Source organism: Frankia sp. CeTa3Moorea, from assembly GCF_978021225.1.
Genome location: NZ_CDXDOR010000023.1, coordinates 18,256 through 33,039, shown reverse-complemented (window position 1 = coordinate 33,039; position 14,784 = coordinate 18,256). Strand labels below are relative to the sequence as shown.

At 73.1% G+C, this 14,784-nt stretch carries 13 protein-coding genes and 1 pseudogene; 2 read left to right on the top strand and 12 right to left on the bottom strand.

Translation table 11 applies throughout. From position 1 onward, the window contains the following. From AC08OV_RS06870 to AC08OV_RS06825, 10 genes and pseudogenes are all read right to left on the bottom strand, one after another. The coding region (locus tag AC08OV_RS06870; RefSeq protein WP_476619454.1) for a hypothetical protein at positions 1–1,188 on the bottom strand (1,188 nt) is incomplete at its 3' end. Further along, positions 1,185–1,844, bottom strand: coding sequence for a hypothetical protein (locus tag AC08OV_RS06865; protein WP_476619453.1), 660 nt, complete (start codon positions 1,842–1,844; stop codon positions 1,185–1,187). The genes AC08OV_RS06865 and AC08OV_RS06870, both read right to left, overlap by 4 nt. Positions 1,845–1,871: 27 nt before the next feature. Next, positions 1,872–2,366, bottom strand: coding sequence for a hypothetical protein (locus AC08OV_RS06860; RefSeq protein WP_476595291.1), 495 nt, complete (start codon positions 2,364–2,366; stop codon positions 1,872–1,874). A gap of 6 nt (positions 2,367–2,372) precedes the next feature. Next, a complete protein-coding gene (locus AC08OV_RS06855; protein ID WP_476613213.1) occupies positions 2,373–4,004 on the bottom strand; it encodes a polymorphic toxin type 4 domain-containing protein in 1,632 nt (543 codons plus the stop codon). After that, the gene (locus tag AC08OV_RS06850; RefSeq protein ID WP_476613212.1) at positions 4,001–7,243 is read right to left on the bottom strand and encodes a hypothetical protein; all 3,243 of its coding nucleotides are present in this window, start codon (positions 7,241–7,243) and stop codon (positions 4,001–4,003) included. Before AC08OV_RS06850 ends, AC08OV_RS06855 begins: the two co-directional genes overlap by 4 nt. Then, the gene (locus AC08OV_RS06845; protein WP_476593250.1) at positions 7,243–7,491 is read right to left on the bottom strand and encodes a hypothetical protein; all 249 of its coding nucleotides are present in this window, start codon (positions 7,489–7,491) and stop codon (positions 7,243–7,245) included. The genes AC08OV_RS06850 and AC08OV_RS06845 overlap by 1 nt, the downstream gene beginning before the upstream one ends. Positions 7,492–7,495: 4 nt before the next feature. Beyond that, positions 7,496–7,930, bottom strand: coding sequence for a hypothetical protein (locus AC08OV_RS06840; protein WP_476613211.1), 435 nt, complete (start codon positions 7,928–7,930; stop codon positions 7,496–7,498). Between the two features lie 32 nt (positions 7,931–7,962). After that, positions 7,963–9,135: a hypothetical protein gene (locus AC08OV_RS06835; RefSeq protein WP_476613210.1), complete on the bottom strand. Its 1,173-nt coding sequence runs from the start codon at positions 9,133–9,135 to the stop codon at positions 7,963–7,965. 16 nt (positions 9,136–9,151) lie between these two features. Beyond that, positions 9,152–9,913 carry a hypothetical protein gene (locus AC08OV_RS06830; protein ID WP_476613209.1) on the bottom strand — a complete coding sequence of 254 codons (762 nt, stop codon included), beginning with the start codon at positions 9,911–9,913 and terminating at the stop codon, positions 9,152–9,154. Positions 9,914–10,084: 171 nt separating this feature from the next. After that, a pseudogene (locus tag AC08OV_RS06825) lies at positions 10,085–10,327 on the bottom strand (hypothetical protein); the annotation flags it as partial. A 137-nt stretch (positions 10,328–10,464) separates the two neighbouring features. Here AC08OV_RS06825 and AC08OV_RS06820 point away from each other — a divergent pair. Both AC08OV_RS06820 and AC08OV_RS06815 read left to right on the top strand, forming a co-directional pair. Beyond that, the gene (locus AC08OV_RS06820; RefSeq protein ID WP_476613208.1) at positions 10,465–11,223 is read left to right on the top strand and encodes an IS110 family RNA-guided transposase; all 759 of its coding nucleotides are present in this window, start codon (positions 10,465–10,467) and stop codon (positions 11,221–11,223) included. A gap of 94 nt (positions 11,224–11,317) precedes the next feature. Beyond that, positions 11,318–11,494 (top strand): hypothetical protein, encoded by a 177-nt coding sequence (locus tag AC08OV_RS06815; protein ID WP_476611989.1) that lies wholly within the window; start codon positions 11,318–11,320, stop codon positions 11,492–11,494. Between the two features lie 142 nt (positions 11,495–11,636). Here the strand turns inward: AC08OV_RS06815 and AC08OV_RS06810 are convergent, their stop codons facing one another. Then, positions 11,637–12,632, bottom strand: coding sequence for an iron-siderophore ABC transporter substrate-binding protein (locus AC08OV_RS06810; protein ID WP_476613207.1), 996 nt, complete (start codon positions 12,630–12,632; stop codon positions 11,637–11,639). 164 nt (positions 12,633–12,796) lie between these two features. After that, entirely contained in the window at positions 12,797–14,488 is a 1,692-nt protein-coding gene (locus AC08OV_RS06805) for an amino acid adenylation domain-containing protein (RefSeq protein ID WP_476613206.1), read from the bottom strand. Between the last annotated feature and the right edge of the window lie 296 nt (positions 14,489–14,784).

Sequence of the window (14,784 nt, the reverse complement as noted above, 5' to 3'; positions counted from 1 at the left end):
GGCCGTGGCCGGGGTAGTACGCCGGTCCCAGCCGTCCTCGCCGGCGGCCAGGCCGACCAGGGTGAGCTCGGTGAGGAAGCCGGCCGAGCGGCTGAGCGTGTGGGTGACCCCGGTCACGTACCCGCGAGCGCCGGTGCCCTCTCCGAGCAGGCCGGTCAGCGGCGCCGCGAAGGCGCCCAGCAGCGCGGAGGCCAGGTTGGGCTGCACCGTGCCCTCACCCGGCGGCGGGTCGAAGGTGACCACGTCGCCGGGCCGGATGTCGGGGCGGCCGCGCAGCCGGACCAGCCACTGGTCGCGGCGGGCGGGCTCGGTGCCGCCGTCCGCGTCGGCGTCGAGCACCAGGGCAGGCAGCGCCTCGACCGACAGCAGCCCGGTCGGGTGGGTCAGCGCCGGCGGGTCGCCGCGCAGCGGGATCGGGCGGACGCCGACGTGCAGCGCGCCGTCGCGGACCAGCAGCAGGCCCCGCCCGTGGCGGCCGGTGGCCAGCTCCCAGCGCCGCGCGAGGCGCACCAGCGCCTCCCGGACCCGCTCGCCGCGGGCCGCCGTGAACCGGATCTCGCCGGGCCGGACCGCCGGGTCGGCCGGGGTCACCGGGTGGGTGACCGCCTGCACCCCGGCCAGCTCAGCTAGCCGGCGGGCCGCCGTCTCCAGGCCGTCCACGCTGAGCGGTTCGCGCAGCCGGGTGGTGGTCGCGACGGCGACCCGCTCGGTGCCGGTGACGACAGTCTCGTAGCGGCGGCTGCCGCGCCGCCGGGACACCCCGGTTACCGCCAGCTCCGCCACCCGGACCGGGGCGAGGGTGTCCCCGGACGCGCCGGCCGAGCCCAGCCCGGCGGTCAGCGCACCGATGCCGAGCAGGTTGGTCAGGTACCCGCCAACCGAGCTGTTGGTGTCCCGCCAGAACAGGTGCACCCGGGCGACGGCGAGCCGGGCCGCGCCGTCGGCGGTACGCGCGGCCAGCGTCTGGTGGTCGGTGTCGGTCAGCCCGGCGAACGCGACCGTCGCCGAGCCGCCCTGGATGTCGCCGGTGAGCGGCGCGGAGATCTCCGCCTCGACGGCGTCGCTGTGCAGGATGAGGGCCGGCGGGTCGGTCACGCCGCCCGCGGCGTCCACCTCGTGGAAAGTGACCACGTACCCCGGGTGGTTCCCGGTCAGCGCACCGGTCCCTAAGCCGGTCAGCAGGCTCATCGCCACTCCTGGGTCGCGGTTGCCGGCACCGGCGGGCCGAACCCGACGGCGTGCGCCGGCAACGGCTCCCCCGGACGGCGCGGCGGGCGCGGCGGGTGGTCCGGCGCCGTGCCGACGCTGCGCCAGGCTAGCCGCAGCCAGGACCCGGACGTGCCCGGGCCGACCAGCGCGCCCGCGGTCACCCGCCAGCCCAGCGGCCGGACGGCGATCTCGGCGGGCCGGGCGGGGTCGGCCGGCAGCAGCCGCTCCGCGCCCCGGACCAGGGGGACCTCGGACACCCGGCGGCCGTCGGCGACCAGCACCAGCCGGATCGGGGGGCGGGCGGCGTCGGCCAGCCCCGGCCGCCGGCTGGCACCGTCGGGCGGTGGCTCCTCGCTGGTCGAGACCACGGTCGCCGGGTCCGCGCGCAGCCACGGGCGGGCCAGCCCGGTGGGCACCACCAGGGCGAGGGTGAGCCGGGCGCTGAGCGGGAAGCGGGCCGGCAGGCCCTGGCTCAGCGTGGTGTCCAGCAGGGTGTACCCGGGCGGTGGCGCGGCGGCCGCGGACGGCGCCGGCGGCACCAGCGTGCGCACCACGACCGGGCTGAGCCGGGCCATCGTGTCCTCCTTCAACCGACCGTGCTGCAACCGACCGTGCTTCACCTGACCGTGCTTCACCTGACAACGCCTCACACTGACCACGCCTCAGCTGACCACGTCGACCAGCGCGCCGACGCCGACGGCGGCGACGTCGAGCAGCTTGCCCAGCAGCGACGGCAGCGGCAGGTGGGCCAGGGTGAGCTGGACGTCGATCACCTCACGCTTGGCGGCGCTGACCGAGAACGACAAGCTCTGCACCTGGATGTCGGTGCGGATGGTCAGCGTGGTGACCAGGATCAGCCCACCCACCTTGCCGCCAGTGAAGGCACCCAGCGCCGACCCGCGCTTGCTGGCCTCCGCGAGCTGCTCCAGGCCGAGCTTCCAGGCGAACCGCTCGGGGCCGACCAGGGACGCGGTCATCGTGATGGTGTCGTCGTGCACCTGGGCCACCGCCCGGTGACCGGTGGATCCGACCGGGGGGAGCTGGTAGCTCTCGCTGATCGACATGGCGCCGACCACCCACAGCGGGATCACCAGCACCCCGTCGGACAGGATCGCCGACGGCACCCGGCCGTAGGTCACGAAGCTCGACTCGGGCATGTCCGGTCACCTCGTCCCCGAGGTCGGGGCGTCGCCCCGGAACGACCCCGGCGGCAGGTCGTTCTGGGTGACCCGCCAGTGGCCGTCCGGCTGGACCTCGATCACGAACAGCAGCGGCACCCCGCTGGGCTGGTCGAGGTCGTACGTCACCCGGTGCAGCACGTCGACGAACTCGAAGGACCCGTCCCGCAGCGGGACCGCCAGCCGCCGGCCCTCCGCGCGGACGGTCACCTCCGGGTCGGCGACCACGGTGGCGGCCACCCGCAGGGCCTCCTCGATGATCCGGTTCTGGGCGATCTGGTTGACCCCCTCCGGGGCCAGCATCAGGCCGGCGAACAGCTCGCCGCCGAAGCCCGGCCCGACCAGGTGCGCCCGCTCCCAGCCCTCGACGGCGGCGGCCAGCCGGCTGGCCAGCCAGGGCGGGTTGGTGGGCAGCGCGCGGATCTGCTCCGGGGTCAGGGCCAGCGCCTCCAGGCCGATGCCGGGCAGGTCCCGGGCCAGCGGGGCGCCCAGGCGGCCGGAGGCGGTCACGTCGAGCGACGCGAACTCCAGCGCGTCGAACAGGTGCGACGGCGATGCGGTGGCGGTGAGCGCGGCGACCCGCCGACGCGCCGCGACAGCGAGTGCCCCCGGCGACCCCGGGGCCAGCGCGGCCTCCGCGGCCGGGGGCACCGGCCGGGTCGGCGGGATCCGCTCGCTGCCGCCGTGCAGCACCTCGAACCGGCGGCCGAACGACCGGAGCACCTCGTTGGCCCGATGCACCACCTCGCGCAGGGCGGTCGCCTCCGCCTGGCTGACCGGGACGCCGGGTCGCCGGCCGGACCGGAACGCGGTCACCGCGTCGTCCAGCCGGCGCATCTCCGCCACCAGCAGCGGGTGGTCCGGCCAGCCCAGCGGGACGGCGTGGCGGGACTCCGGCTCGAAGGTCAGGCCGCGGCTCCACGCCTCCCGCAGCTGGTGCGCCCATTCCAGCGCGTCGCGGGCGGTGGCCGCCGCGGCGCGGGCCTGCTCCTCAGGACTGAGTGCCGCCACCCGGCCACCGCGTCGTCCCGGCGGGGGAGTCGATGGGCCGCCCGCAGCCGGGCTCGCGGCCGGTGTGGCCGCGCGTCCGGTCGCCACCGTCCCAGTCGCCGCAGCACCTGCGCGGGTGCCGGTTCCCGCCGCCCGGCCACGCGGTCGCGATGCCCTACCGGCGGTCGCGGCGGCGGGCGCCGGTAGGGCCTCGAACGCCTCCCGCAACACGGCCGCCGCCGTCTCGGGCAGCTCGCCGCGGTCCAGGTCGTGACGGACGGCCTCCTCGAAGTTCTGCAGCTGCTCCATGGCGTCGGCTAGGACGTGCAGGTCGGCCTGGCGCTGCGCGGTCTGGCGGGTGGCCCGGCCACCGGCGCGCAGGTCCTCGACGTCGTCCAGCAGCCGGGCCAGCGACTCCTCCAGCCGGCTGAGCGTGCCCGCGACCCGGCTCTCGTGGTGGTGCGCCAAGGCGAGCACGACACGCTCGGCCAGCGCCTCCACCCGCAGCACCGCTGGGCGCTGCCCGGAGACGATGTCGAGCGCCCGCTGCAGCGCCTCCAGGGTGGCGGCGTGCTCGCGGGCGGCGCGGCTCAGGGCGCCGGAGAGCAGCCCGGGAGTGATGGTCATCGTTCCCCACCGTCCGCTGGTGCCCCGCCCACCACCGGTCCGCCCGCCACGGGGCCGCCCGGCGCCGTCCGCGGGGCCGGTGCCGGCAGGCCGGCGGCGAGCGGGCCGAGGGCCGCGTCGACCTCGGCCAAGGTGCCGTGGTCGACGGCCTGCTGGCGGATCCAGGGCACCAGCACCGGGGTGATCAGCCGGGGCAGGACCAGGGACATCACGGCCAGCACCGCAGTGTCGGTGACCGCCTGGCGCACCGCCTGCGCCAGCACCTGCTCGGTCATGCCACGCAGCACCTCGCGGCGGCCGCTGCGCGCGACCGACCGGGCTCCCGCCGCCAGGCCCGCCCGCTCGGCGACCCGCAGGCCGTGCTGGGCGCTGGCCACGATGGCCCGGGCGCCGCGCCCGACCGCGACCACGTCGAACACGCTGAAGGCGACGCTCAGGGCGGCCATGAGCTGCGCGACCTGTACCTCCTGCCAGCGCTGGAACAGCTCCGGGTCCTCCAGCGCCCGGTACAGGTCCCTCTGGCGGCCGGCCTCGGCGAGATCACCAGCGGTCAGCGCCAGGCCGGCCAGGCCGGTGATCGCTCCGGCGGCGACAGCGCCCAGCGGAGCGCAGAGCAGGCCGAGCACAATGATCCCCGCGGTGGAGGCGATGACCAGCAGGTCGTCGAGGGCGGCCTTGCGGCCCACCGCCCGGTTGATCCCCAGCACGTAGAGACGGTCGTTGCGGGCCGCGGTGCGAAGCTGCTCGTCCGCCAACGCATGGATGCCCTGCAGCTGGAAACGCAGCCCGCGCCGGTCGGCGCCGCCCTCGCGCCAGACGTACTGCGAGGCCGCCACGGCGAAGTAGGCGCCCTCCGCCGGGTCGGATGCCTGCGCCAGCATCCGGGCGTTCGCCTCGGACATCTGGGTGAGCAGGCTCCGCAGGTGTTCCTCGACGAACGCCGGTTCGCGCTGGGCCCGGGCGTACAGCGGCTCCAGATCCCCGATCTGCAGGAACAGCGGGTCGACCTGGTTGACCACCGCCCGCCGCAGGTTGATCTCGGCGTCCAGGTCGGCGGCGGTCCAGACCCTGTCCCGGAACCGCACCACCCGGTCACCGCCGCGGCGTTCGACGAGGGCGTCACCGGCGACGGCCAGCACTCGTGGCGGGACGGACCGGATCGGCGCCGGCAGCTCGACGAACATCATCCCGTCGCCCGCTGGGATCGTCTGGCTGACCGACAGGACGTCGCGGACCGAGCCGGTGACGAGCACGGCCTCGGAGTGCGTGATCGCGTGCCGCAGTGTGGTCACCACCACGACCGACTCGCCGAGGATGGCCAGGGTGGACGAGAAGGCCGCCGCGGTGGCGTCGAAGCCGGCGCCGCGGCGCCCGTCGATGCCGTGGCGGGAGGAGCGGAGCTGCTGTAGCAGCAGCACCCGGCAGGTCTCGGCGTAGAGCAGGGTGAACGCGTCGAGCAGGGACTCCGACAGCTCCGACCAGAAGCGCCAGGCCCAGCCACCGGCGTACGGCTCGCCGCCGGGGCGCACCTTCACCAGCCGGAGGTTCTCCGGTTCCTGGTAGGCGGCCATCAGGTCGTCGGCGAACCGGTGCAGGTCGGTGGCGATACCGGCGAGCGTCCGCAGTGCCGCGAACTCCGGGGTGCTGCCAGGCCGAACGTCGAGGTAGCCGTTGTTGCCGCGGCCGTCGTGGCGGACGCTGACCTGGGTGGTGGCGGTGCTGCGGACACCCTCCATGCCGACCGTGTGCGCCCGCACCGCGATCATCGTCGCGCAGTTCAGCGCGAACCGGCCGAGGTAGTGGCACTCCCCCACCCGCAGCCGGGCGGCGAGGTCGCGCATCCGGGCCAGCAGGCCCTGGACGCCGACCAGGTCCTGCGCCGGCGGCTCGGCCAGGAACGGCTCGCAGACCAGCGGCGGCCCGTCGCCCCCGCTGACCGGCCAGGGCCACCCGACGCCGGCCGGCTGGCCCGGCTGGCCACCTGCCCGCTCGCCGGTGCCGGTCCCCGCCCGGGCCGGGCCGCCGTCGCCGGTCCCGGTGCCGCCCGGCCCGGTACCGGCTCCGGCGGTGCCCCCGGACCCGCCCGGGCCACCCGGACCACCAGGTCCGCCGGCTGGCTCCGGGCCACTAGGCGCTCCCGCCCCAGGCGCGCCGCCGGCCGGGGTGACGACGATGACATCGTCGTCGAGCTGGTAGGTCTCTGACAGTGGGACCAGGTCGAGCTCCATCCCGGGCAGCACCCAGTCTGGCTGGCTGACCATCTCGACCAGGTCCCGCCGGCCGCCGGGGCCGGTGAGCAGCAGGTAGCAGGCCAGGCGGGCGGCCCGGCCGACGGCGGTGTCCAGCGCGCGGTCCACCAGGTCGGTGATGGCCGCGGCGTGGTCCGCGGCGCTCTGCCCGGGTAGCCGGGGGTCTGCCTGCTCGGCGGCCCGCCGCCAGGACTCGGCGTAGAAGTCGGTGACCACCGTCCGGGCCTGCGTCGCGCTGCCCTGCCAGCGCAGCCGGTACACCACTCCCGGGTCGAAGCTGAGCGGTTCACCCTCGCGCTGGCCGAAGCGGGGGAAGCGGAACCGGCCGAGCGGGAAGGACGACTCCACCCGTTGCTCGCCCGGGTGGACCGCCCCGATCTCGTAAGCCCCGGACGGGCCGAGGAACAGCACGCCGACCAGCCCAGACGCCGACGGCGCCACCGACGAGACCCGGACCGCCCGCAGCGCCGTCCGCACGTAGTTCTCGGCCATCACCGGCGACCAGACGGTGGTCGACTCGGTCCGCCCCGGCGGGCTCGCCGCGACCCCGGGCTCGCCGCCGTCGTCGAGGACCTCAACCGCCGCGTCGCCGCCCTGGTAGGAGGGGATGACGTAGCGCCGCAACGGCCGGCTGAACCGGGCGGCGTCCACCGCCTCACCGACCGGCGGCTGCGCCGCGGATGTGCGGCGCAGCACCCCGTCGGACACCCCGGCGGCGGCCACCGCCCGACCGATCGCCCCGGCCACCACACGTTCCACGGCGGCCCGCTGGTCTTCGGTGAGCCCGGACGCCGCCGCGCCGGCCCAGCTGATCTCTGCGGGCAGCACGCGCACGCCCATCCCGTCCGGCAGGCCGTCGAGCACCCGGCCCCGGCTGGCCCGCACCGCCCGGGTCACGCCGGCCTCGACGGCGTCCGCCAGCAGGTCGGCGTCGGTCAGCCGGGTGGCGTCGACGACGAGCCGGACGGGGTGCACGACGCGGGTGGTCATCAGTCCCGCAGCCCGCGCACGATGTGCCGCGCAGCCAGCTTCGCGATGGCCTCGACGTCCGGCGCCTGCGCCTCGCGCACCTCGATCACGACCGGGAAGTGGTACTCGACGACCGCGCGCGGGTCGGCCGCGGCCGGTTCCAGCTCGGCCTCGCTGCCGGCGGCGGGAAGCACCAGCTCGCCGGCGTGGACGAGGGCGATCCCGGTCTGGCGGACCCGGACGGCACCGGGGCGTGCATCCTCGGCCACGCCGTCACCGGACTGTCGCGGACTCGCCGGACTTGGGCTCGACCGTCGCCGAGAGGCTGAAGCCGGAGAACACCGACGAGGGGGCGCCGGCGATCGTGGCGTTCGTCGGGGCGGCGGAGGTGATGACGCAGTCGCTGATCACGATCTTGGTGAATGACCAGTCCGCGCCGTGCTCGGTCTCCTGCAGGATGATGTCGAACCGCGCGCCCGCCAGGGCCAGCGCCGTAAGCTGCGCCGCGGAGTCCCCGATCGCCTTCACCGAAAGGGAGAACGTGATGGTGGACGGGGTGTAGACCACCCCGATGTGCGTCTCCTCGATGGAGTTGAGCACCTCCGCGCCGAGAGTGAAGGTCGGCGAGAAGGAGTCCACTGGGACGATCTTGTGAACGCCGTCGGTGTTCTGCCAGGAGACGGCGAGCCGAGACCTCCAGTCGGGCATGACATGTCCCCTTCCGTTGAGCGGCGATGACGTCAGAAGGTCGGCGCGAGGGTGACGACGATCCGGTGGGTGGCCGGGCCGAGCACGACCTCCAGCGCGACATCCACCGCGCGGTTGGCCCGGGCCTGGGCGACGAGCGCCTGGTCGGCCGGCGAGCGGGACCCTTCCGGCAAGGTCAGGATGTCCAGGACCGGGATGCCGATGCGGAAGCCGTCGATGGCCGACGAGCGTTGCAGCGGCCCGAGGATGCCCTCGATCCGGGCCTTGAGCAGGGTCAGCCCGGACCGGGTGATCCGGGCGTCGCCCACCAGGCCGATCAGCCCGGCCTTGAGCCGGAAGTCGATGTCGTCCAAGGTCCGGACGGTGTCGATGAACAGCTGCGTGGCGTCGGTGGTGAAGCAGCGGCCCTCCGCGAAGTGCAGGCCATCCCCCACGATGAGCGCCGGATCGATGACCGGGATGATCCCGGCCTCGGACAGCTCTCGGATCTCGCCTGGGCTGTACTGCCCGGCCAGCGGCATCTGGATGCCGCGGACCCGCTTGAGCACGACGGACACCTGCGGCGGGTACCCGGCGATCGCGGCCGCCGCCGCGGCGGCCACGTCCCCGGTCGCGCCGCGGGCGGCGACCACCACCATCCGGCTGGAGTCGCTGCGCAGCGGGGTCAACAGGTCGACCAGGTCATCGACGTAGGTCGCGCTGCGCGGCCGGGCCGGGTCGACCATGGCGACACCGATCCGCTTGTTGCCCTCGGCGGACATCGACTCCACATGCGCCTTCAGCGCGTGCAGACCGGTCGCCGCCTCGGCGCCAGCCGGCGCTCCGACGGCCGTGGTCCCGGCCAGGACCACGAAGGTGACGTCGTCGGCGGCATCCAGCGAGGCCAGCGCTTCGGCGAGCGCCGTGCCCGCCGCACGGACGCCGTAGACCGTGCTCGGCTTGGGGTCCTGCAGAAGCGCGACCCGCAGCGCCTCGTACAGCGGGTTCGCCTCCACCACGCCGCCCTGGATGCTGGAGAACAGGGTGGCGGCGTCGGCCAGGGAGCTGACGAGTCGCGGGGTGTTCACCGCCGCCGTCCCGCCGCGGGGGCCGTCCGGGGTGGCGCCGACCACGGCGAGCACACCCGGTGAGCGCTGGGACACCGGCTGCAGCGCCGAGGTGTCGACGCGGACCTCGACGAAGGGGTACGCGGCGGCGACGGGCATGGCTTCCTCCGAGGTCCTAGCTGAGGGTGGCGGTGACGAGGGCGATGCCGTGACGGGCGAGCCAGGACGCCGCGATGGCCCGTCGTGCCGCCCGGAGCTGTTCCGGGGTACCGGCGGTTGGGCCGGGCCAGCCGTCGTCGTCGAAGACGGCCTCGGGCAGCAGCCAGACCACGACCACGGCGTGCCGCCGGCGCAGGTGCGGTTCCGCCTTGGGTTCGCCGCCGGCGTCCACCACCCGCTGGCGGACGACGGCGCTCTCGCGCAGCAGAGCGGCGACGCCGCTCCCGGCGCCGCGGGCCAGGATCGGTGCGGTGACCGGCAGCCGGCGCACGACGGTGGCGGTGCCGGCGGGGTCGGCGAACGCCACCCGCACCTGGCCGGTGGCGACGTCCCCGGCGGGCCCACCGGGCGGCCCACCGGCTAGCCACTGCGACGTGACGGCGGTGACCGGCTCGCCCGCCGGCCGGTACCGGGCCACCACGGCGCCCCGCCACAGGGCGGTCACCCGCGGGACGGCGGCGTCGACCAGGCCGGCGGCCAGCAGGTCAACCTCGTAGGGGACCGGGTCCTCCAGCCGCCGGACCATCCCGTGCAACCGGACCGACCCAGCGAGGTCCACGACCAGCTCGACGCTGTCGAAGACGGCCGAGTAGGGGCCCTCGAACTCGGGATGGTCATAGCCGGCGGCAGCGACGGCGGCCAGCGCGGCCTGGTCGAACAACGCGGCGCGGGAGGCCTCGTCCGCCAGCCGCACGAGAGCGGCGTCCTCGAAGTCCACACCGCCTCCCCAACAGCCTTGTCGAGTGCAGCCTTGTCGATCTCCCGGCGGTCACCGGGACCTCGTCCTGATCGCGCAGAATACGCGAGCGTTTCGGGGGCGTCCGCCGAACAGGGGAACTCCGCGGTCGCGGTGCGCGACGGAGGTGACTGCTCCACACCGGACCCGTCCTCAGTCCGCCGCCGCCCGGTCGGCCCTTCTCACGATCTTGGGATCAATCCGGCGCAGCAACAGCGCGGTGACCAGGATGCTCACGACCCCGACGGCGAGGCCGCCGGTGAGGACCAGCTGCGCCATGGTGATGAGCACCAGCGGCGGCATCGTCTTGTCCGGGTTGTCGACGAGGGACGAGACGATGAGCCCGATCATCGCCGAGGCAAAGGCACACACCACGACCGCGAGCAGGACCTCCAGCACCGGGATTCGGATGAGAATTCTTGTGGGGCTGCGGTGGACTGTTTGTCGGGTGCCGGGGTGTGGCTGGGATGATGGTGGGGCGTTGCCCGGTCGACGTCGGCTCTCTCTGGTGCGGACGAGCCCGTGTTTGAAGGGTGGAAGTGGTGTTCCCGCGCTGCGCGGGGCTCGACGTTCATCGGGACACGGTGGCCGCGGCGGTACGGATACAGCCCGCGAAAGGGCCCGCGAAAGTCGAGACCCGTACGTTCACCACGGCCGGGGGTTCGCTGGGTCTCCTCGCGGACTGGCTGGCCCAGAACAAGGTCACGGTCGTGGGAATGGAATCAACAGGGGTTTACTGGAAACCTGTCTTCCACCTGTTGGAAGACCAGTTCGAGTGCTGGCTTCTCAACGCCGCGCATGTCCGTAACGTACCAGGTCGGAAAACGGATGTGGCGGACGCGGCGTGGCTTGCGGAGCTCGTCGCGCACGGCCTGGTCCGGCCGTCGTTCGTCCCTCCGAAGCCGTTCCGGGACCTGCGAGACCTCACCCGGGCGCGGCGCACGGTCGTGGAGGAGAAGACCCGTGAAGTGCAGCGGCTGGAGAAGCTGATGCGGGACGCCGGAGTGAAACTCACCAGCGTCGCGTCCCAGCTGCTGGGGGTCTCCGGCCGGGCGCTCCTGGAGAAGATGATCACTGAATGGATCACCAGCGCGCGGGCCGCCGACCTGCCGCACCTACAAGCCTTCACCCGCGGCCTCGGCCTCGACCGCGACGCCGTCGATCACGCCCTGACGTTGCCCTACAACAATGGCGGCACCGAAGGCGTAAACACCAAGACCAAGCGGATCATGCGCCAGATGCACGGCCGCGCCGGCTTCCCGCTCCTCCGCCACCGGATCCTGCTCGGCTAACGCACAGTCACCACCGGATGTGCGGCAGAGCCAGAACAACGGTGTAACTCCACGGTGATGCTCTGTGCATACGCGCAGGTAGAGGAGGCACCAGATGACCAGCATGACGACAGATCCGGCAGCGGAGACGATCGCGGGCGAACCGGCAGCCGCCGGCGCCCAGGCCGCCGCCCCGGTGCTCGACGAGGACGGACGCGAGTCACCATCTGATCATGCCTGGCCGCCGGCGCAGGGTCGTGCCAGCCGGACGCAACAGAGCCGTCCGGGTTGAGTCCGGGCCTGCTCCGGGTCTGGTGTCAGGTTCGATCCGGGGCCGTCCTATCCGGATTCAGTCCCGGTTCGGTCCGGATGTAGGTCAGTACGGGGGCTCGCGCGGCGATGGCCGCGCCGCGCGAGCCCCGACTCACCGACGGTCAGCTACTGTCCGCGACCTTGGCCAGGGTCGGCTTGAGCTGCTCGAGCTGCCACGGGATATTGAGGATCGTCGGGTTGTTGACCGCGCCGGCCGTGAAGGCGTCGACCTGCAGGACCCGTCCCGCCTTGACCGCCGGGATGTCGGTGAACAGCTTGTTGCCGTTCATCTCGGTTTTCAGGGCTGGGGTGGCGAAACCGATCAGCACGAAGTCCGCGTCCAATGCGTCGAGCTTCTCCATGCTCAGCGACCGGTCCACTACATTGGCCGTCACACCCGGCGCGAGCTTCATTCCGAGTTCGGTGTAGAGCTGGACGGACACCGTCTTCGGGTCGTCGATGACCGCGAGCCCGCCCGGCTCGTAGTAGAAGGAGTAGCTGAACGTCTTGCCGGCCAGGCCGGGAAGGCTCGACCTGGTGTCCTGGATGATTTTCTCGATGGCGGCGATCGCCTTCCGGGTGTCGGCGTCGCGGCCGACGGCCTTGCCGATGATGGTGCTGTTCTCCTGCCAGGTCGCGATGCCGGCGTCATCCGTGTAGCCGACGGTCGGCGCGATCTTCGAGAGCCGGTCGTAGTAGTCGGCCAGGCCGTAGAAGTTGGTGGCCAGGATCAGGTCGGGATGCAGCGCGGCAATCTGCTCGAGGTTCAAGTCCCCGCTGGTGCCCAGCGCGGTGCTCTTCGACAGGTCGATCTTTCCCTGGAGCCAGGGGAAGACGCCGTCGGGCTTATATTCGTTCTTCGCGTACGCGATCGGCGTGATGCCGAGCGTCGCCAGAGTGTCCTCCTCATAGCTGAGCGCGATGATCCGCTTCGGCTGGGACTTGATGACCGTGGTACCGAACTTGTTCTTCAGCGTGACCGGGAAACTGCCCGTCGCCGCGCTCGCCGACGCGGCCGTCCCACCGCTGCCGTCGCCGCTACTGCCGCAGCCGGCCGTGACGGCCAACGCGGTAGCGGCCAGGATCGCCGCCAGGAGGAGTTTCAGTCTGTTTCGCACTGCTTTCTCGTTTCCGTGGTCAGGCCGCGCGCCGGGACGGCTCGCGGGTCGCGGGTCGCTTCCCATCCGGCGATGAGGCTGGATCCGCCGGCATGAGATGCCGTCTCTCCTTGTGGTCACGCGCCGCTGACTAGGTAGACGTAAGTTAGGTAAGGCTTAGTTAATTAGATGACGGCGTCCTCGTCTACCCCATCCGCCGACAAATCCGGGCATGGGTCGGTGAGCGCCCGGCGGTCCACCTTCCCGCCGGCGGTGACGGGGAGCGTGTCGACCACGGTCACGACGCTCGGCACCATGTACTGGGGAAGCAGGTCGGCACACCAGGCCAGCACCTCGTCGGCGAGCGTCCCGCCGGCCGGGCCGGCATCGGCTCCGGCCCGATCGGCATCGGGGACGACGAAGGCGAGCAGCCGGGGCGCGGCGGCGTCCCGGGACAGGACGACCGCCGCCCGCCGCACCCGGGGATGCCCGGCCAGCGCAGCCTCGACCTCCTCCAGCTCCAGCCGCATCCCGCGGATCTTCACCTGGTTGTCGGCCCGGCCCACGAATTCCAGCCAGCCGGCGCTGTTCCACCGGGCGAGATCTCCGGTGCGGTACATCCGCGCGCCATCACCGGCGAACGGGTTGGCGACAAAACGCGACGCGGTCAGCGCCCCGTTGTTCACATAACCGCGGCCGAGCAGGAAACCGGCCACGTACAGCTCGCCGACCGCACCGGAGGGCACCGGGGCCAGCAAGTCGTCGAGGACGTGGAGCTGGGTGTGCGGATTCGGTCGGCCGATGGATGCGGCGAGCCGTTCGGCGCTGTCCCGGTAGATCACATGAGAGACGCCGATCGTCGTTTCGGCCGGGCCGTACCCGTGGTAGAGCGCAGTGTCGACCTGGGCGCGGAAACGGGCGAAAAGCGCGGGTGTCAGGACCTCGCCTCCGCACCAGACATGCCGCAGCGAGCCGAGCGCCGACGTCCCTTCCGCCGCCTCCAACAGAACGTCCAGCATCGACGACACCAGATAGACGAAGGTGACCCGCTCCCCCTCGATAAGCTCAAGCAGGTATCCCGGGTCAAGCTCACCGTCCGGCTCCGCCACGACCACCCGGCCGCCACAGACGAGCGGTAGCAGAATCTCGTTGATCGAAATGTCGAACGACAACGGCGCCTTGAACAGGGACGCATCGTGCGCGCCGAAGGCGAACAGATCCGTCACCTGCCACCGCAGCCGTTCGGCTATCGCGTCATGCCGGATCATCGCCCCCTTGGGAGTTCCGGTCGACCCGGAGGTGAAGATCACGTAGGCCAGCCCCGCCGGGGGGACCGGCAGGTCGAGCGGCTCGGCCGACTCGCCGCCCCAGGACCAGGCGCCCAGGTCGACCGGCACGGCGGGCACACCGTCCACCAGCCCGCCGGACTCCACCGGCGCAGCCGGACCGGTCACGATCAGCCGGGCTCGCGCGTCGGCCAGCACCCGCCGGCGCCGCTGGTCGGGCCAGGCCGGCTCGACCGGGACAAACGCCCCGCCCGCGACCATGACCGCGAGGACCGCGACGATCATCTCCGCTGATCGGACCAGCCGGATGCCGACGATGTCTTCCGGCCCGAGGCCCTGTGCCCGTAGCGCCCGGGCGAGCTGGAAGACCCGGGCGCCGAGCTCCCGGTAGGTCAACCGCACTCCGGGTGCCACGACGGCGGTCGCGCCCGGTGAGCGCCGTGCCTGGGCGGTGAACAGATGGGCGACGGTCGAGGCCCGCGCGGGCAGGCTGGCGTCGTTGCAGCACTCGAGCGTCGTCGGCGGGCCGGCCGGCTCGACCGGCTCGACCGGCGGTGGCCCGGGTTCCTCAAAGCGCAAGCTCACAACCATTCCATCCGTCGACAATGAAGCGGGAACCGTCAATGCCAGGCGTCAGCCACCACGCCCCGGAAACCCGACGGGGAAGCGGCCGGCGCGGAGTTCGGTCGGTACAGCGTCAGGCCGCCCACCTTGATGTGATCAACTTTTGACAGTTTAGCAAGTAAGCCTTACCTACTCAAGGTAAAGCTTACTTAATCAAGATCGTGGCCGCCGGACCGGGTCCGGACCGCCACCGCCGGGCTCGCCGGCGGCGGACAAGCCTCCGGGACCGGAGCCAGCCGGCGCGGCGCCGGACGCCGGTAGGC